We start from the raw sequence: 17,063 nt of genomic DNA, 5'->3' as shown, positions 1-17,063 counted from the left end.
GGCAACGCTTCGCCGTGCCGTCATCCTTCATCGGAGGACCTCATGCAGCACGAACAGATCGCACCGTCTGACCTGTCCGCACCATCTGACCTGTCCGCACCCGCGACCGGGCAGACCGCTCATCAAGCGGCGGCGCAGCCCGAGCCGGTGACCCTGCCGCTGACCCGCGCCGCGGGCTGCCCCTTCGATCCGCCCGCCGAGCTGGCGGAACTGCGCGAGCAGCAGCCGCTGCGCCCGATGCGATACCCCGACGGGCACGTCGGCTGGCTGGCCACCGGCCACGCCGTGACCCGGGCGATCGCCGCCGACCCCCGCTTCAGCTCCCGGTACGAGCTGCTGCGCCTCCCCCTGCCGGGCGGGCCTCCCGGTCCGCTGCCCCCGGCACAGATCGGCGACCTCACCGGGATCGACGCACCGGAGCACACCCGCTACCGGCGGCTGCTCGCGGGCAAGTTCACCGTCCGCCGGATGCGCCTGCTCACCGAGCGGGTCGAGCAGATCACCGCCGACCACCTCGACGCCATGGAGCGCCAGGGACCCGTGGTCGATCTGGTGCAGGCGTTCGCGCACCCGGTCCCGGCCCTGATGATCTGCGAACTGCTCGGTGTGCCGCAGTCCGACCGCGCGGGATTCCAGGAGCACGCCGCGGTGCTGAGCAGTCCGGATGCCGGCCTGGAGGCGCAGATGGCCGCCCTGACCGCGCTCACGGAATGCGTCGGCGAACTGGTGCCGGCCAAGCGCGCCCACCCCACCGATGACCTGCTCAGCGATCTGACCACCAGCGAACTGACCGATGAAGAACTCGCCGGTATCGGCGGCTTCCTGCTGGCCGCCGGTCTCGACACCACCGCGAACATGCTCGGGCTCGGCACCTTCGCCCTGCTGAGCCACCCCGAGCAGGCCGCCGCCCTGCGCGCCGATCCCGGCCTCGCCGACCAGGCGGTGGAGGAACTGCTCCGCTATCTGAGCATCGCCCACACCGGCGTACGGGCGGCCCTGGAGGACGTCGAGCTGGACGGCCAACTGATCAAGGCCGGCGACACCGTCACCGTGTCCGTGTCGGCCGCCAACCGCGACCCGCTGAAGTTCCCCGACCCCGACACCCTCGATCTTCAGCGGAAGGCGACCGGGCATCTGGCCTTCGGCCACGGCGCCCACCAGTGCCTGGGCCAGCAGCTGGCGCGGGTCGAGATGCGGGTCGCCTTCCCGGCGCTGTTCCGCCGCTTCCCGACGCTGCGGCTGGCCGTCCCGCCCGAGGACGTGCCGCTGCGCGACGCCATGAACATCCACGGGGTGTACCAACTCCCCGTCACCTGGGACAAGGAGTAGTCCGGTGCATCTGAGCATCGACCGCGACCGCTGTATCGGCGCCGGGATGTGCGCCCTGACCGCCCCCGAGGTGTTCGACCAGGACGCCGAGGACGGCCTGGTCGTGCTCCGGACCGCCGCGCCGCCACCGGGTCTGCACGCCGGGGCCCGGCTGGCCGCCGGACTCTGCCCGGCAGCCGCCCTCACCGTCACCGAGCAGGACGGGGCGGGCAGTTCGCCTCCGGGCGAGCAGTAGTGGTCCGCCGCGTCGCACGCCGCCGCGCCGCCGCGGGGCGGGGAACCCGTCCGCTCTCCCGTACGTCTTCCGGCGTGTTGGCGTGATCGGTCCCTGGAGGAACCCGGTGGAACACAGGATGTTGGGGCAGCGGTACGAGCTGGTGGAGCAGCTCGGGCACGGCGGGATGGGGACGGTGTACCGCGCCGTCGACCACCGGCTGCGCCGCACCGTCGCCGTCAAGACCCTCTCCGCCGAGCTGGCGATGCAGCCCGAGTTCCTCACCCGCTTCCAGCGGGAGGCGCATGCCGCCGCCGCGCTCAACCACCCCGGTGTGGCCACCGTCCATGACGTGGGTGAGGACGCCGGCGGTGGTGCGGCCGAGCCCTATCTGGTCATGGAGTACGTGGCGGGCCGGACCCTCAGCCAGGTGCTGAGGGACGGCCCGCTGGCCGTGGCGCAGGCGGTCGACATCACGGGCCAGGTGCTGGCGGCGCTGGACCACAGCCACCGGCACGCCATCGTGCACCGGGACATCAAGCCCGCGAACGTCATGCTCACCGCTTCCGGCGCGGTGAAGGTCGTCGACTTCGGCATCGCCAAGGCGCTGAGCGAGGTGGCCACCCGGCTGACCGGGACGGGCGTGGCGGTCGGCACCCCCGCCTATCTCGCCCCCGAGCAGATCAACGGGGCCGCGACCGACCACCGCACCGATCTGTACGCCGTGGGCTGTCTGCTGTACGAGCTGCTGACAGGGCGTCCCCCGTACACCGGCGACTCACCGTTCTCCGTCATGCACCAGCATCTGGCCGCGGAACCGGTACCGCCCTCCCGGCTCCGCCCGGAACTCCCGCCCGCAGTGGACGCGGTGATCGCCCGCGCACTCCACAAGCGCCGGGAGGACCGCTTCGCGGACGCCGCCACCATGCGCACGGCCCTCACCGCGGCCCCTCACGCCGCCCCGGCGCCCCCTGCCCTCGCCCCGACCCCCACCGCACTCGATCCCGCGGCGGCGGGGCCTGCCCCGGCGGTGGGCCCCGCCCCGCTCGCGCAGCCCACCCCGGACGCAGCCTCCGCCCCAGCCGTGGACTCCGCCCCAGCCGTGGACTCCGCCCGGGCAGTGGCTCCGCCCGCGCCCGCCGGGAGCGCACCGTCGCCGCGGCCCGTCCGCCGCCGACCGGCGCGCGTGGTGTTCCGGCCGACGGCCGAAGGCGCGGTCGCCCTGCTCGGCTGCCTGCTGTGCCTGGTGATATCCCGGACCGACATGATCGAGGTCGGCCAGTTCTCCCGGGTCGCACTGCTCGCCGCCGTCGCCGGATCGGTGCTGCTGCTGTGGTCGGCCCGGCTCGCCTGCGCGGTGGCCTGGGGCCCGGTGGCGGAGGCCGTGGCCGTGTGGTCCGAGCTGGCCCGCGCCAACATCGGCTGGGAAACCCACTACGTCATCATCGCCCTGGTCCTGGGCGTGGTCTCCGCACTGTGCCTCGCCGCCGGTTACAAGGACGAACACACCGGCGGCTTCGCGCTCATCGCCTTCTGGTTCACGTCCCTGGCCGCCCTCTGGTTCTTCCTCGACGACCTCCGCAAAATCGGCGTCTTCTACGTCCTGCTCCTGGCCGTCACACTCGCCATCGCCGCCCAGGTCCTCAAGACCCGCACCCGGCCGACGCCGTCGGAGCGCGGCGACGCGGCCGGTCCGCCCGGCGCGGAGCCGGGCGGGGGCGCCACACCCGCGGGCGCCCCGGCCGCAGCGGCCTCCGGAGGCCGCGGAAGGCGGCGGACCGGCTAGCCGGCCCCGAGGCACCGGCATCAGCCGACGCACACCCGTCCCGGGGGCCTTCTTGGAGTGTCCGGCCCCTCCGGCTCCGTACACCGGCTCACCGGCCGGGCCCCGGCCTGTCGGCTCAGCCGACGCACACCAATCCGAGCAGACACACATCCGTCGGCGTGGAGGGCTCGGCCTCCGGTGCGGACGGGCTGGTCGGCGCCGTGCGCGACGGCGAGGTGTTCCCGCCTGAGCCGCCTGAGTCGCCAGAACCTCCGGAGCTGCCGGAACCTCCGGACGCGGCCGGGGCGCTCGTCGCGGGCGCTGCGGCGTCGGTGTGGGCGGGGTGCGCCGCCCTGTCCTGCGTGGCCTCGGTGGGTGCGGCCGGGAGCGGGGGTGCGGCGGTGTGTGACGGGGTGACGGACTGCGGCTGCCGGGCCGTCGTGGCGGGCGGCGGCGTGTTGGCGTCGCGGCGTGCGTGCCGGCCGGACGGGAGCGACGGGCGGGCGCCGGGGTGCCTGGAAGCCTGGCTGTCCGACCGGTCCGTCGACGAGGCGGCGGGCTCCGTCCGGGGCGTGGTCACGCTCTCCGGCTCCGGCATCGAGGACGCGTGGGTGCCGTTGGTGGCGGGCTTGTTCTGGAGCATGCTGACGGTCAGACCGCCGCCGACCAGCGCGAAGGCAGTGGCGGCCGCAGCCCGGCGCCGGTGCTTCTTCCACCGCGCCAGCTGCCGGCGCCGGGCCGCCCGGCCCTGCCCGGTGGGTGCGGGGATCTCGGCGTCGCCGGGCGCCTCCGCGTCCGCGGCGGCAGCGATTTCCGCCGTATCCGCCGGCGCGGCTGCGGAGGCGCCACCGGCGAACGGCGCGTCACCGGCGCCCGGCGCGGCATCGGCGTACCGACCCTGCCGGGGCCCCGGGGCGGGGGCTTCCTCCGGCGGCCAGGACTCCCACATCGCGGCGGCGCCCGTCGCGCTCTGCCGACGGTGGCTGGGCGGGGCTATGTCCGGGGCGTAATCGCCGCATCCTGGACATACGAGCGCCCCGTTGAGGCTTCGGCGGCACGACGAGCAGTAGTCCATCTGCGATCTTTCTGTGCTGGCTGCGCCGCCAGGGACGCCGGCGATCTGATCGAGCTGATCCAGTTCGCACGCGGGATCGAGCGGGCAGTAACGCTAACGACACCCGTCGAGGGCGACGCGAAGGCCATGTGACGCTTCGGTGCAGATTCCCGGGTGGCCCGTCCCGCACTCCGGACATGTCACGACGCGCCCCCGGTCGAGGGCCGCACCCCCCAGCCGACCGGACGGAATCGAAACCCCTAATCAAGTTTGACTAAGGCTGAGGTGGGGCATACCCTCCACCATTCATCACTAGTCAAACTTGACGACTGGTTTGGTCCGGGATGGGGCTCTCGCCCACGCGCCACACCCCCGGCTGCCGAACCGAAGACCGTGAGGAGTCCGTATGACCTTCCTGCCGGATGCCGGCTATGTCCCGACCGCCGAGGACCGTGCGAGCCTGGACGCCTGGTTCGCGGAGTACGACGCACAGAGCGCGCAGCGCGACGTCCAGCGCATGGCCGACATGGCGGTGTTCCCCCTCAACCTCGTGAGTGACGACGCGGCCGGCAACGCCCGGTCGGCGCAGTGGGACCGCGAGCAGTACATCGCGACGATGGCGCAGGTCATGGGCGACGGCAGCGACGACATCAGCTTCGAGTCCACGCGGACGCCCGTCTTCCTCTCGTCCGCCATGGCCGTGGTCTTCTCGGACTCGACCATGACGATGGCCGGCGAGACCCGGCAGCTGCGCTACGCCGACATCCTGGTCAGGCGGGACGGCACGTGGGCCTTCCAGACCATGATCCAGAGCGGTTGGGGAGCCAACCTGTAACGCCGGGGCCGCTACCGCTCCATGCCCCCGAAGAACGCACCAGCCGCTGCGGCAACGCAAGCCCCGCCTGGCCCAGTTGGCGCGGAATCGGGAGACCCCGGTCACCTCCTCGGCCGGGAACACACCAGCCCAGGTCGCCGACCTGGGCTGGTGCCATGGAGCGGCTGGGGAGCGTGGCCCGCCCCGGGAGCAGCCCCCCCGAATATCCGCATGCGGGTGCCCGGCGCCCGCTGCTAGCTTCTCGGGCATGGCAGTCTTCAGCAATTTTCTCTGACGGGTTCGTCGGCAGACGCCGCGCGCCGTTGGCCAGTGGCCCGGCGTCGGTGGCGTCTGCGCGTCGTCGCGTCGCTGCGTGCGCCCGGTGCGGACGAGCGGCGGTGTCCTGAACCACCGAGCCGAGAAAAGAGCTCTAGCTGTGCCTGTTCAGCCTTCTTCCCGCACCGTGCTTGCCGATTGGTTCCGTGAGCACGCCACGACCCTGACCACCCTTGATCCGGATCAGCCCCTCGACGACCTCGAAGGGCTCCGGGAGATCGTCGGCGACGCCCGGGTGGTCGCGGTCGGTGAGGGCGCCCACTTCGTCGAGGAGTTCTCCCGCGCCCGCCAACGGGTGCTGCGGTTTCTCGCCGAGCGCTGCGGATTCACCGTCTTTGCCATGGAGTTCGGCTTCAGTGAAGCCTTCCCGCTCGACCGGTGGCTGCGCGGCGAGGGGGACGACGGCGACCTGGCGACCGTGAGCCGGGCCGCCGCCGAGTGGGGCGCCGCAGATCTCATGCGGTGGTTGCGCCACCACAATCGCACCAGCGCCCACCCCTTGCGCTTCGCCGGCATCGACGTCCCCGAAGCCGGCGGGGCGCTACGGCCCGCCCTGGAGCCGGTGGCCGACTATCTGCGCGAGGTCGACCCCGACGCACTGCGTCTCGTCGAGACGGCCCTGGAGGTCAGCGACCGGTTCCTCAGGGGCTGCGGATCCGGCGCCGCGGCCGGGCCGGCGTGGGCCGGCCTCCCGGAGGCTGAGCAGAACGAGCTGACCGCCACACTGGCGCGGCTGTTGCTACGGCTGCGCGCCGCCGAACCGCTCTACGTCTCCCACAGCGGCCGGCGCCGTTTCGACATCGCCAGGCGCCGGGTGGAAGCGGCCTGCCACACCGACTACATGTTCCAGGCGATGCATGCCCTGCTCTCCGGCCGGGGCTTGACGGCGGACCTGTCGGTGCGCGAGATCTACATGGCGGAATCGGTGCGCTGGCATCTGGAGCGCGCCGAACCGGGGGCGCGCATCGTCCTCGCGGCGCACAACAGCCACATCCACAAAACCGAGATGCAGTTCCCCGGCGGCCTCACCGCGTTGCCCATGGGCCAGCACCTTCAGCGGATGCTCGGCCCGGACTACCGCACCGTGGCCCTGGTCCACACCGCCGACCATGTGCCGGAGATGTACCCCGACCAGAGCGCCGCGGTGGGCTTCACCCTCGCCGATGCCCGCCTTGAGCCCGGCGAGCCCGGCAGCGTGGAGGGCGCCCTCACCGACGCCGGACTCGCCGGCCGGATCACCCTGACCGACCTGCGCCACTCACCCCGCGACGCCCAGGGAAGGCCGCTGCTCCACAGCATCCGCTCCCAGAGCTCCTCCCTGAGCACCCCGGTCCCTGAAGCGTTCGATGCGGTCATCGCCGTCCCGACCGTCACCCGGGACCGCACCGTGCGCTTCTGACCGGCCCGAACCCCCTCAGGTGGGGCTTCCGTACGGAGGCCCCGCCTGTCTGTCCCGCCTGCGCCCGTGCGACGCCGCCCACCCGGACCGTGCGAGACGTTCCTCGGTGCTACGACGCCGACTCGGGTGCGACCGGCGACTCCGGTCCTTCGTCGCCGGCGGACCCGGTGGCGTCGGCGGTGTCGTCGTCCTTCGGCTTCTCGGAGGTCAGATGGAGTCCGACCACACCGCCGATGATCACGAGAATGCAGAGCATCTTGCCGAGCGTGATCTGTTCGCCGTAGAGCAGCGCGGCGAAGAGGACGGAGCCGACGGTGCCGATGCCCGTCCAGACGGTGTAGCCGATGCCGACGTCGAGGGTTTTCAGGGCGAGGCTGAGCAGATAGACCCCGCCGCCGCCCGCTACGACGGTGATGACGGACGGCACCAGCTTGGTGAAGCCGCCGTTCGCGGCCGAGCCGAGCGCGAAGATCACCTCGAAGACGGCGGCGACCAACAGCCAGGCCCAGGCGGCCGGGAGACTCTGCTTCTTCTCCGCGCCCGTGTTCTCCCTGGTCATCGTCACACCCCCGCGAGCGACTTGAGACCGACGACCCCGCCGATGATGGCGATGAAGCAGAACACCTTGGCCGGCGTGATCTTCTCCTTGAAGATCAGCGCTCCGAAGATCACCGTGCCGACCGCGCCGGCCCCGGTCCAGATCGGGTAGCCGACCCCGACATCCAGCGTCTTGAGGGCAAGGCTGATGAAGTAGATGCCGCCCACGACGCCGACCACGGTGATCAGGGACACCTTCAGCTTGGTGAAGCCGTGTGAGGCGCTCGCGCCGAGCGCGAAGACGATCTCGAAGACGACCGCGAGGGATAAGTAGATCCAGGCCATGGTGGAAGAAAGTCCAACAGGAGTCGAAGAGGACGTCGTCATACGCGCCGTGGTCCTTGACGAATTCCATCCGGGTGGCGCCACGCGCACAGCGCCTCCCGCAAGCGTGATCAAGAACCACGTCCGCTCCAACAGTGCCTGACGCCACCGGATTCCCAGCCGGGAGCCGGGCGGCGCCTTCAGACGGGAGGCAGGAAGGGCTTCCCGTCATATACGGCCACAGCTGTCGTCCACACTGCGAGATGCGGTTCCCAGATCCCGAGACGCCTCCTAAAGTCATCCATACCGTCACGGCGGCCCCCACGTCTTCCGGGGGCCTGCCGTATCGCTGACCCGCGACCGCGGGGACGGATGACGACGGCGTAGCCCGGTGACGGTGTTCATCGGCCGTGGCCCAACGGCCCCCGGCCGGGCAGGACGAGGGGAGAGACGGGTATGGCCACGTACACCCACGGACAGCATGAATCGGTACTGCGCTCGCACCGCTGGCGCACCGCGCAGAACTCCGCGGCGTATCTGCTCGGTCATCTGCGTCCAGCCGCACGGCTCCTGGACGTCGGCTGCGGGCCGGGCACCATCACCGCCGACCTGGCCGAGCTGGTCGCCCCCGGCCGGGTGACCGCCGTCGACGCGGCTGCGGGCGTGGTGGAGTCGGCGGCGCAGGTCGCCGCCGAACGCGGGCTGGACAACATCGAGTTCGGCACCGCCGATGTGCACGCGCTGGAGTTCGCCGACGACACCTTCGACGTGGTCCACGCCCATCAGGTGCTCCAGCATGTGGCCGACCCGGTCCAGGCGCTGCGCGAGATGCGCCGGGTGTGCAAGCCGGGCGGCATCGTGGCGGCCCGGGACGGGGACTACCACGGCTTCGTGTGGTACCCCCAACTGCCCGCCCTGGATGAGTGGATGGACCTCTACCAGCGGTGCGCACGGGCCAACGGCGGCGAGCCGGACGCCGGGCGGCGCCTGCTGGCCTGGGCGCGGGCCGCCGGGTTCACCGACATCACCCCGAGCACCAGCACCTGGTGTCACGCCGACGACGCGGACCGCGCCCACTGGGGCGGCATGTGGGCCGACCGCATCCTGGACTCGGCCATCGCCGACCAGGCCCGCCGCGACGGCCTCGCCACCGAGGACGACCTGCGCCGCATCTCGGCGGCCTGGCGTACCTGGGCCGCCGACCCGGACGGCTGGCTGAGCGTCCTGCACGGCGAGATCATCTGCCGCGCCTGAGCTGCTCCGGACAGCGAACGAGGCCCAGGTCCCCGACCTGGGCCTCAACTACTGGATTGCCATGGCACGGAGGCCTGCGCCGCCGAATCGGCCGCCTCCGTTAGACCCGCGCCCCCCACGCCCCGTCAGGTCGCGGCCGAATCCGATGCGGACGCCTCCTGGAACGCCGCGAGCATCTCCGGGGACCAGGTCAGGCTTCCGTCCCGCAGATCGCTGAGCACTCCCTGTAGCCAGCGTTCCTCGGCGACGAGGACGGCGAGCCGGTATTCGTTCTCGATCAGCGTGATGCGCGGCAGCCCGGTGGGGGCTTCGGCGGACTGGCGCTCCAGTTCGGCGCGTTCGCCGGCGAGCCGCGCGGCCCGTCGTTCCAGGATCGGTGCCGCCTCGTCCGGGCTGAGCAGCAGCATGTTCGACAGCGCCGCCGGGAACACGGGGAACTCCGCCTTGGGCACCGCCAGCATCTGCTCCAGCCACTCACGGGTGACCGCCCGGCCCTCCTCGGTGACCTCGTAGACGGTCCGCTCGGGGTACTGCTGGTCGCGCTCGGTCTGCCGGACGGCGATCAGCCCGCCGGCCTGTAGCCGCTCGATGGTGCGGTACAGCCCGGCCCGCTGGCCGACGTTGACGACCTGCTCCTTGCCCCACTGCTTGAGCAGTTGCTGGATGCCGTAGGGGTGCAGCGGCCGATGGTGCAGCAGCGCCAGCACGGCCAGTCCCAGCGGCGAGCTCTTCACGGAGGCGGTCATGCAGGCATCGTAGGCAATGGAGAACTAGTTGCATTGTTACTAGTTTCCTTGCCACTATGAGTGCAGCGTCATACGGCGCATCCACATGACCCATGGGAGGGGTTATGAGCGACAACCGCGGCCACGGCTCCGGCGTACGGACGGCACTGGTCATCGGGGGAGGTGTGGCGGGCCCGGTTTCGGCACTCGCGCTGCACAAGGCGGGCATCGCGGCGACGGTCCACGAGGCGTATCCGAGTGCGGCGGACGGCGTCGGGGCCTGGCTGGGACTGGCGCCGAACGGTCAGGCGGCGCTGGCGGCGATCGGTGCCGACGCGGCGGTGGCGGCCCTCGGACAGCCGGTGCCCGGCATGGTGATGGCGGACGGCCTCGGCAATCAGCTCACCGGCTTCGGCGGCTTCCCGGAACTGCCCGCCACGCTGACGCTGCCGCGCGACCGGCTGTACCGCGCGCTGACCGACCAAGCGGTCGCCGCGGGGATCCGGTTCGCGTACGGCAAGCGGCTGGTCGCCGCCGAGGAGACACCGGGGGGCGTCACCGCCCACTTCGCCGACGGAACCTCCGCGACCGCCGACATCCTGATCGGTGCCGACGGCATCCGCTCCACCGTCCGCACCGTGATCGACCCGCACGCACCCGATCCCGAGTACGGCGGCGTGCTGAGCTTCGGCGGCTACGCGACGGTCGGCAGCGAGGCCGGTGCCGCACCGGGCACCATGTACTTCGCGTTCGGCCGCGCCTTCATGGGCTACTGGCAGGGCCCGGACGGGCGGATGATCTGGTTCGCCGGCCTGCCCACGGACACCCCGCCGAGCCCGGCCGACCTGGCGCGCGTCCCCGGCGCCGAGTGGCTGAGCCGGCTACGCGATCTCTACACCGGTCATGTCCCGGGCGAGCGGCTGCTGCGGCACACCGCCCCCGACGACCTGATGGTGGTCGGCCGGATGGAACGGATGCCGTCCGTACCGCACTGGTACCGCGGCCGGATGGTGCTGGTCGGGGACTCGGCGCACGCCCCCTCCTCCAGCTCCGGGCAGGGCGCCTCGCTCGCCATCGAGAGCGCGGTCGAACTGGCCCGCTGCCTGCGCGATCTGCCGTCGCCGGGCGAGGCGTTCGCCGCCTACGAGGCCCTGCGCCGCCGGCGTGTGGAGGCGATCGGCCGCAACGCCGCGGCCGTCAACAAGGTCAAGTCAGGCAAGAGCGACACTCCCGTCCCGGCGTTCCCCAGCCTTGCGGAAACCCTCCGCCCGCTCCACTTCCATCGCATTGCGTGGGAAGCGGAGGTCACGGGAACGGTGAGCGCCACGGACTGACGGCACCGGAAACGGGAAGTGCCGCCGGGCAGCGGTAGGTCCCGACGGTGGAAGAGAAACGAATTCCCGCGCGCTGAGCAGTGGCGCTCCGGCACGATGGGCCGCGTGACATATGTGGTGAGCGTGGACACGCGCCTTCCGGCCGGTGCAGCGGAACTGGACGCTCTTCAGCGGGAGGGTGTCATCTTCCTGCTCCGGAAGGGCCTCGATGCGATCGAGGCCGTCGAGGGGCCGGGCGACGTGGAAATCGAGATCTTCGATTCCATCCTGGCCGCTCACCCCGGTGGGGTCCTGCTGAAGCTGTTCGTGGATGCGCCTGCCCTGGAGGTCGCCGAGGACGCGATGCGGGAAGTCGTGGGCGAGGTCCTGGAGCAGTCGGAGTTGCTCAGCGAATGGCAGATCACCAAGTGCGAGGTCGAGCTGCACCCGGAATTCGCTCAGCAGAGTCTGGATGCCGCGGACGGCCCGGACGCGCCGCCGGCCGATCCGGTGGTACGCGCTGCTCAACACGCTGAGGCGCGGGCCGAGGCCACGGCGGTGCGGCTTCCCGGCGAAGAGGTCGAAGCGATGCGTGCCACGGTCCGCGCCATGGCGCCTCGCCTCACCGCATTCGGGCTCGACTCCTTCGGCTGGTGCGAGGACGACGAGGAGTCCGGCGTCGACCGGGAACACGCGGAACTGGCCGCCGGGGCCTTGGTGTACGCCATCGATCTCCTGGTGGACCAGCTTTTCCACGATGTGCAGACGCTCAGCGAAGCGAAGAAGTCCGTCGAGGAATGCGACGGGCTCGTTTGGTACCTCGACGATCTGCCGGAACAGTTCGCCGAGCAATACACCGTCCTTTTCGCCCGCCGCTTCCTCGTCACCGCCGTCTCGCTCACCGCACGCCTCACCCGCGACGACTTCATGCAATTGGGCTGTGTGGCCGAGCAATTCCTGCTGAATTTCCTGCTGCGGGAGGCCGGGGTGGTGCTGGATGGCTACGGCCTTTTGAGCGACGGGGTCGCCGCCGCCTGGGAAGCCTTTGCGGGTGAGATGCTTGGCGAAGTCGATGACGAGCTGCGGTACGAGACGGCCGGGGGTGGCGACGAGGAAACCGGCGCAGCGACGTCGGAAGGCGGGTCGTTGGACGTCGATCGCTGGTTCACGCCATTCGATGAAAGGTGCTTCGTCCACCCGTACGCGGCTGATGAAGCCGGGGGACGGGAGAGTTCGGCGTAGCGGGCGCCGGCTCTCCACCGCTCGTTCGGCGGTGGAGGCGCCGGTGGAGTCCGCCGCTCCCGCCGTGGCCTCGTCGGCCGTGCCGGGACGCCGTGCGCGGCTCCGTCCTTGGTGCGTCGGGGCCTGTGCAGGGGCCCGGGCCGCAGCCGGGTGTGACACTTTCGCGCGGCGCGCCGCAGTGGGTGGTGCCGATCGTTTTCGGTCGCGCGGTGCCTTGATGATTGCGGTCCCCCCGCTTCAAATCGCCGTGCGTGGCGCGGGCGGCCCCCAGTCGGGCCGCCCGTGTCATCGGCCTGCCGACTGCGAAGTGGCGGGCCAAGAACAACGATGTGAAATAGCCGTGAAGGGAGTTTCAGAATCGGCCGGCGGGAAATGCGCGGCACCGTGAGTTACCTCAATGACGGCGCACCGCAAAACCGTCCATACGGCCCCAGTTCGCACTCTCCCTACCGCGGTGGATCACACCCGCCGGAGGCTGGTGATACGGCTCCGCTGCCGAATGCCGGGGCGCACGCTCCGTATCCCAGCAATTCACCTTCGCCGTACCCTCCCGCCCCCGCGGATCCGTACAACGCCGTTCCGCCGCCGGCCCCCCAAGCCAGCAGGGGAAGTGGGCGAGGAAACCGGAGAGGTGTCGGAGCGGATCGACTCGCTTTGATCATTCACAGCCTCGCGGATATCGCCGCGGGATTTCTCGGGCTGTGGATCCTGCTGTATCTGCTCGAAGCCAATCACGCGAATGTCTTCGTCGACTTCGTGCACGGTATGGCCGACTGGCTCGCCGGCTGGTCGCAGGACATCTTCATGATGGACACGGAAGGGCTGCGGGTCTTCTTCAACTACGGCCTCCCCGCGCTGATTTACCTGGCCGTCGGCCATGGCGCAGCCGCCTGGCTGCGACGCCTCTGACGGTGCCTGGCCGAGCTCAGGGGGCGCAGCCCGCCCCGTGTCCCCTGAGCGACGGGGTTCAACTGCCGGCGGTCACCGGCGGGCAGGTGCGGTCCCGGACCCAGGCGGCGCCGGCTGCGGCGGTGCCGATCATCGCGGCCGGCGCCATGGGGGCGATGAACAAGATCTGGTAGGTCCCGATCACGCGGTCCCCGAAGTAACAGATCGCGACGGCCAGTACGGCCGCTGCCGCGAGAATGGCGGGAAGCGCCTTGGTCAGGTTCCGCATGGTCGCTTCGATCGCGGGGGCGTGGTGGTACTGGAGCGTCCCGCGCACGGCACGCCGGATCAAGAAGAAGGCGGCAACCACGCATATGGGCAAGCCCACCCACATCAAAGGAACGCCGGGATTGGGGAAATGACGTATCTCCCGCACCACATGCCCGTCGAGCGTGGTCGTCATGGATTCGCTGCTGGGGTCCAGGAGGTGGGACACGTTCACGAACCAAAAGGCGAGGGCGGCAAGGGCGGGCAGCACGGCGCCCTGGGCCGCCGCGACGGCGGTCTCCTTCAGATGCGGGCGCACCGGCACCAGGCCGCGTTCGTCCGCCCAGGAGGTGGCCAGCGCCTCGACGTCCCCGCCCATGTAGTCGGCGACCGACCGGCCGTCCGACGAGGCGGCAGTCAGATCCGCGGCCAGCTCCTCGGCCATCTCCTCGGCCGCCGCCCGTTCGACGCCGAGGCGGCGCCAGGTCTCCGTGGCCGTGTGTATCGCGTCGTCGACGGTCAGTGTCATGATTCCTCCCGCGCAGGTGGGCCGATGATGGTGTGGATGCTCGTCGCGAATTCGCCCCAGTCGCGTCTCGACGACCGGAGCATCCGCATCCCCGCTTCGCTGGGCATGTAGTAGGTACGGGCCGGGCCCCCGCCCCCGCTGCGGCGTTCGACCGTGACCAGCTCGCGTTTGCGCAAGCGCGCCAGCGCCGGGTAGATCGAACCGTCCGCGACATCGAGCCCGGCCTTGGCGAGCCGGACGGTCATCTCGTAGCCGTAGACCGGGGCCTCCGCCATCAGGGCCAGCAGGCACATATCCAGCACCCCTCGCAGCCACTGGGCGCGGGGGGAGGACGTCTCTTCCATGGCCAGTACCTTACACAGCAAGAGTCATGCACTACAGGGTAGTGCGGTGCAAGGTAGTGCGGTGCGACGGGGGCACACGAGGGTGCGGGACTCCAGGTGCGCTGTTCGGCGGGCGGCGAGGCAACCCGATCAGGGCTGAGCCCTCACCCCTTGGCCGGGCCCAGCTGGACGCAGCACTCCCCGGGGCGCGGGGCGAGCGTCGCCTCCACGCTGCTGACCTCCAGGCCCTCCAGGTAGCCGGTGATGAAGGCGTGATTCATGCCGCACACCAGGTCGGGGGCCTTGGCCGCCAGCGGGTGGAACGGGCAGTTGTGCAGCCGGAGTTGGGTGGGGGTCTCACGGACGGGCTCGAAGCCGTGCTGGTCGAGCATCCGCTCGCAGACGCTCAGTCCGCGTTCCGCGCCGAGCCGGCCGGGACGGGTCTCTTTCCGCTCGCTCTCGCCCAGTTCGCGGCCGCGCCGGCCGGCGGTGCGCAGGGCTGCGTGGGTCGCGGATTCGCCGTCGTCCTCGGTCAGGACGGCCTCCATCAGGAGGTCCGCCAGCAGTTCGTGACGGCGGTCGGGGATGCTGACGTGGATATGACTGTCGGTGGGTTCGTAGACCTTGGGCTGACGGCCGACCTTCCGGATCCCGCCGGGTGATCCGTACCGGGCGCGCAGCAGGCCGGCGTCGACGAGCTTGTCGAGGTGGAAGGCCGCGAGCTTGCGCGAGATGCCCACGCTGGCGGCTGCCTCGTCCCGGGTCACGGGGCGGCGCTGGCGCCGGATGAACGCGAACATCTGCCGCCGGGAGTCCTCGCCGAGGACGCTGACGGATTCGATCGCGGCGTCACCTGCGGGAGCCTGCGGCGTTGCGTCAGAGGTCACCGCTCCACGGTAACGCGTACACCGATAGGTGCAACCAGCGAACCTCCGTGCGAGGCGGTGCCGAGCTGGGCACCTTGACGGCTCCGATGAATAAGACCAAGATTTGTTGGTGAAACTGGAGGTGGTCGTCATGGTGGATCCGTCGCCTGAGCAGGCCAAGCGGCCGGTGAGTGCCGCGCTGGCCGGACCGTACGGGCACCCCTTCCACCCGATCCTGGTCACCGTTCCGATCGGGGCATGGGTGGGCAGCCTGGTCTTCGACATCGCCTCGCGTCTCGTACGTGATCCGGACTTCCTGGTCCGGGGGGGCGAGGTGGCTGATCGCGCTCGGGGTGCTCGGCGCACTGGCCGCGGCCCTGGTCGGCTTCCTGGACCTGTTCGCCATTCCGCCGGGAACCCGGGCGTTCCGCGTCGGCCTCGTCCATATGACGCTGAACCTGCTGGTCACCGCCGCCTACGCGGCCAATTTCCGGTGGCGGGACGCCGGTCACCGGCACGATGCCGGCGTCGGAGGCGGAATGCTCGCGCTGAACGCGGTGAGCCTCGCGGCCCTGGGCGTCTCCGGCTACCTGGGCGGAAAGCTCGCCTACCGCTACGGCGTGCGGGTCGCCGACGAGAGCACCCAGGCCGAGGGCTTCGTCGCCACCCACCGCCCGCCGGACCCAACCGGCTGATCACCTTCACCAGCGTGGTCGCGCGCAGTCGCGGCCGCGGTGGGTTCGCCCTTCACCACAAGGAGTCCTCATGGACATCGCCGCACTGATCGCCTGGGTGATCACCGCTCTCGGCGGCTTCTACATGCTCGGCAGCTGGCTCTCCCGCGGCGGAGCCAAGGCCGGCCACAGCCGCCTGCCGGTCCCCGTCCTCTTCGGGCACTTCGCGCTCGCCGCGGTCGGCCTGGTCGTCTGGATCGGCTACGTGCTCACAGAAAAGGCCGCCCTGGCCTGGACCGCCTTCGGTCTCCTGGTGCCCGTCGCCCTGCTCGGCTTCACGATGCTGGCGCGCTGGCTCCCGGTCCACCGGGCCCGTACCACCGCGGCCACCGGAGCAGCCGCGGGGCAGCAGCCCGAGCCCGCCGAGCGGTACTTCCCCGTACCGGTGGTCGCAGGCCACGGCCTCTTCGCCGTCGTCACCGTGGTCCTGGTCCTGCTCACCGCCCTCAAGATCGGTGGCAGCTGACATGACCCAGCATCCCCACACCGCCCTGCACCTGGCGCCCGGCGACTCCGGCATACCCGCACCCGCACAGCCCGCGCTGCGCGTGGTCCAGGAAACCGACGCCGTCGACCTGGCCGCCGCCGAACGCGCCGCCGGACAGTTCCTGCACGCACTCGGCATCAGCACCGAAACCGAGAGCTTGCGGGGAACGCCGGGGCGGATGGCCCGCGCCTACGCCGAACTGTTCAGCCCCCGCCCGTTCGACCTGACGACCTTCCCCAACGACGAGGGCTATGACGAGCTCGTCCTGGCCCGCAGCATCCCCGTGCGCTCGGTGTGCGAACACCATCTGCTGCCGTTCGTCGGCACCGCCCACGTCGGCTACCTGCCCGGCCGGCGCATCCTCGGCCTGTCGAAACTCGCCCGCGTCGTCGAGCACTTCGCCTGCCGTCCGCAAGTCCAGGAACGCCTCACCAAACAGGTCGCCGACTGGCTCCAGACCCAACTGGAGCCCAAGGGCGTGGGCGTCGTCATCGAAGCCGAACACAGCTGTATGACCCTGCGCGGCGTGCAGGCCACCGGCTCCAGCACCCTGACCTCCACCCTCCTGGGAACCCTGCGCAACGACGCACGCTCGCGCGGCGAATTCCTGGCCCTGGCCGGCCTCACCTGACCTCACCCGGCGGGGCACCGCTTCGCCGGACA

Annotated in this window: 19 protein-coding genes and 1 pseudogene; 13 read left to right on the top strand and 7 right to left on the bottom strand. The window is 71.0% G+C overall.

Annotated elements, in window-relative coordinates; translation table 11 throughout:
• Positions 1–42: 42 nt before the first annotated feature.
• From CP981_RS18915 to CP981_RS18905, 3 genes are all read left to right on the top strand, one after another.
• Positions 43–1,329: a cytochrome P450 gene (locus CP981_RS18915; protein ID WP_244329700.1), complete on the top strand. Its 1,287-nt coding sequence runs from the start codon at positions 43–45 to the stop codon at positions 1,327–1,329.
• 4 nt (positions 1,330–1,333) lie between these two features.
• The gene (locus CP981_RS18910; RefSeq protein ID WP_085925514.1) at positions 1,334–1,564 is read left to right on the top strand and encodes a ferredoxin; all 231 of its coding nucleotides are present in this window, start codon (positions 1,334–1,336) and stop codon (positions 1,562–1,564) included.
• A gap of 106 nt (positions 1,565–1,670) precedes the next feature.
• Entirely contained in the window at positions 1,671–3,329 is a 1,659-nt protein-coding gene (locus CP981_RS18905; protein ID WP_143658904.1) for a protein kinase domain-containing protein, read from the top strand.
• A gap of 115 nt (positions 3,330–3,444) precedes the next feature.
• On the opposite strand, the gene CP981_RS18900 is transcribed toward CP981_RS18905, so the two are convergent.
• Positions 3,445–4,383 carry an SCO2400 family protein gene (locus tag CP981_RS18900; RefSeq protein WP_143658906.1) on the bottom strand — a complete coding sequence of 313 codons (939 nt, stop codon included), beginning with the start codon at positions 4,381–4,383 and terminating at the stop codon, positions 3,445–3,447.
• 385 nt (positions 4,384–4,768) lie between these two features.
• Between CP981_RS18900 and CP981_RS18895 the strand changes: the two genes are divergently transcribed.
• The gene (locus CP981_RS18895; RefSeq protein ID WP_085925517.1) at positions 4,769–5,197 is read left to right on the top strand and encodes a DUF4440 domain-containing protein; all 429 of its coding nucleotides are present in this window, start codon (positions 4,769–4,771) and stop codon (positions 5,195–5,197) included.
• Positions 5,198–5,612: 415 nt separating this feature from the next.
• Positions 5,613–6,911: an erythromycin esterase family protein gene (locus CP981_RS18890; protein ID WP_244329699.1), complete on the top strand. Its 1,299-nt coding sequence runs from the start codon at positions 5,613–5,615 to the stop codon at positions 6,909–6,911.
• Positions 6,912–7,020: 109 nt separating this feature from the next.
• On the opposite strand, the gene CP981_RS18885 is transcribed toward CP981_RS18890, so the two are convergent.
• Positions 7,021–7,470 carry a DMT family transporter gene (locus CP981_RS18885; protein WP_085925519.1) on the bottom strand — a complete coding sequence of 150 codons (450 nt, stop codon included), beginning with the start codon at positions 7,468–7,470 and terminating at the stop codon, positions 7,021–7,023.
• Between the two features lie 2 nt (positions 7,471–7,472).
• Entirely contained in the window at positions 7,473–7,835 is a 363-nt protein-coding gene (locus CP981_RS18880; protein ID WP_244329698.1) for a DMT family transporter, read from the bottom strand.
• Positions 7,836–8,228: 393 nt separating this feature from the next.
• On the opposite strand from CP981_RS18880, the gene CP981_RS18875 reads away from it, so the two are divergent.
• Complete coding sequence (locus CP981_RS18875) at positions 8,229–9,026, top strand: methyltransferase domain-containing protein (protein WP_085925521.1); 798 nt, start codon at positions 8,229–8,231, stop codon at positions 9,024–9,026.
• Between the two features lie 125 nt (positions 9,027–9,151).
• On the opposite strand, the gene CP981_RS18870 is transcribed toward CP981_RS18875, so the two are convergent.
• Entirely contained in the window at positions 9,152–9,772 is a 621-nt protein-coding gene (locus CP981_RS18870) for a PadR family transcriptional regulator (protein ID WP_085925522.1), read from the bottom strand.
• A gap of 104 nt (positions 9,773–9,876) precedes the next feature.
• On the opposite strand from CP981_RS18870, the gene CP981_RS18865 reads away from it, so the two are divergent.
• The 3 genes from CP981_RS18865 to CP981_RS18855 all read left to right on the top strand — a co-directional run bounded on the left by CP981_RS18865 (position 9,877) and on the right by CP981_RS18855 (position 13,215).
• A complete protein-coding gene (locus CP981_RS18865) occupies positions 9,877–11,085 on the top strand; it encodes an FAD-dependent monooxygenase (protein ID WP_085925523.1) in 1,209 nt (402 codons plus the stop codon).
• 105 nt (positions 11,086–11,190) lie between these two features.
• Positions 11,191–12,306, top strand: a complete 1,116-nt coding sequence (locus CP981_RS18860; protein ID WP_085925582.1) for a hypothetical protein — start codon at positions 11,191–11,193, stop codon at positions 12,304–12,306.
• A 492-nt stretch (positions 12,307–12,798) separates the two neighbouring features.
• Positions 12,799–13,215, top strand: coding sequence for a hypothetical protein (locus CP981_RS18855; protein WP_425282214.1), 417 nt, complete (start codon positions 12,799–12,801; stop codon positions 13,213–13,215).
• Positions 13,216–13,273: 58 nt separating this feature from the next.
• On the opposite strand, the gene CP981_RS18850 is transcribed toward CP981_RS18855, so the two are convergent.
• From CP981_RS18850 to CP981_RS18840, 3 genes are all read right to left on the bottom strand, one after another.
• Entirely contained in the window at positions 13,274–13,990 is a 717-nt protein-coding gene (locus tag CP981_RS18850) for a hypothetical protein (RefSeq protein WP_085925525.1), read from the bottom strand.
• The gene (locus CP981_RS18845; protein WP_085925526.1) at positions 13,987–14,334 is read right to left on the bottom strand and encodes a PadR family transcriptional regulator; all 348 of its coding nucleotides are present in this window, start codon (positions 14,332–14,334) and stop codon (positions 13,987–13,989) included. The genes CP981_RS18850 and CP981_RS18845 overlap by 4 nt, the downstream gene beginning before the upstream one ends.
• Before the next feature lie 143 nt (positions 14,335–14,477).
• Positions 14,478–15,200 carry a helix-turn-helix transcriptional regulator gene (locus tag CP981_RS18840; RefSeq protein ID WP_085925527.1) on the bottom strand — a complete coding sequence of 241 codons (723 nt, stop codon included), beginning with the start codon at positions 15,198–15,200 and terminating at the stop codon, positions 14,478–14,480.
• Between the two features lie 130 nt (positions 15,201–15,330).
• On the opposite strand from CP981_RS18840, the pseudogene CP981_RS39390 reads away from it, so the two are divergent.
• The 4 genes and pseudogenes from CP981_RS39390 to folE all read left to right on the top strand — a co-directional run.
• Positions 15,331–15,447: pseudogene (locus CP981_RS39390) on the top strand (DUF2231 domain-containing protein); the annotation flags it as partial.
• Between the two features lie 34 nt (positions 15,448–15,481).
• Entirely contained in the window at positions 15,482–15,874 is a 393-nt protein-coding gene (locus CP981_RS18835) for a DUF2231 domain-containing protein (protein ID WP_244329697.1), read from the top strand.
• A 70-nt stretch (positions 15,875–15,944) separates the two neighbouring features.
• Entirely contained in the window at positions 15,945–16,379 is a 435-nt protein-coding gene (locus CP981_RS18830) for a hypothetical protein (protein ID WP_085925528.1), read from the top strand.
• Position 16,380: 1 nt separating this feature from the next.
• Positions 16,381–17,031, top strand: a complete 651-nt coding sequence (gene folE, locus CP981_RS18825; RefSeq protein WP_085925529.1) for a GTP cyclohydrolase I FolE — start codon at positions 16,381–16,383, stop codon at positions 17,029–17,031.
• Positions 17,032–17,063 lie beyond the last annotated feature (32 nt).

The organism is Streptomyces platensis (genome assembly GCF_008704855.1).
In the GTDB taxonomy this organism is placed as follows: domain Bacteria; phylum Actinomycetota; class Actinomycetes; order Streptomycetales; family Streptomycetaceae; genus Streptomyces; species Streptomyces platensis.
The sequence above is the reverse complement of the archived record's forward strand: the minus strand, read 5'-3'. Positions and strand labels throughout refer to the sequence as shown.